The 643-nt window shown below is 49.5% G+C and carries 1 pseudogene; it reads right to left on the bottom strand.

Features of this window, described 5'->3' with window-relative positions:
- Window positions 1–643 (bottom strand): annotated as a pseudogene (locus R7Z77_RS26265) (glycogen debranching enzyme); the annotation flags it as partial.

Below are 643 nucleotides of genomic sequence, written 5' to 3'. Positions count from 1 at the left end.
CAAACGCAAAGAGCAAGCTCGCAATCAGGTTGCGTTTTTGCTTCTCACGCGTGGCGATGATCATGATGTTTTCCGTCTCGCCTTCTACGCCGTAGTTTTCTGAGCGGTTGTCACCGTGGCCATCGCGGTTCTCTTCGCCATTGGCTTCGTTATGTTTGTGCTTGTAAGAGACTAAATCTTGCAGCGTGAAGCCATCGTGGTAAGTGATGTAATTTACCGTGAGTTTGTATGGCCAGTTGGCGGCGCTGTAGATATCGCGAGAACCCATAAGGCGAGTGGCAAACTCTTTCAAATAGCCTTGATCACCACGCCAAAAACTGCGGGAAATATCGCGCAGCTTGTCGTTACATTCGTTCCAACCAAATGGGAAGTTACCAACTTGATAGCCATTAGGGCCAATATCCCACGGCTCGGCAATCAATTTGGTTTCACGCAAAATCGGGTCTTGAGCGACGGCTTTGAAAAATGCCGCTTCCGGGCTGTAATCATCCCCTTGACGTCCCAACGTGGCGGCCAAATCAAAACGGAAACCGTCGATTTTGAATTCGCTAACCCAGTAACGCAGCGTGTCCATAACTAGGTTTAATGCGGGTTGATAGGTGAGATCGACCGTGTTGCCACAACCAGTGTAGTTGGCAAAGTG

This window comes from Vibrio sp. 1401 (assembly GCF_033340295.1).
The sequence above is the reverse complement of the archived record's forward strand: the minus strand, read 5'-3'. Positions and strand labels throughout refer to the sequence as shown.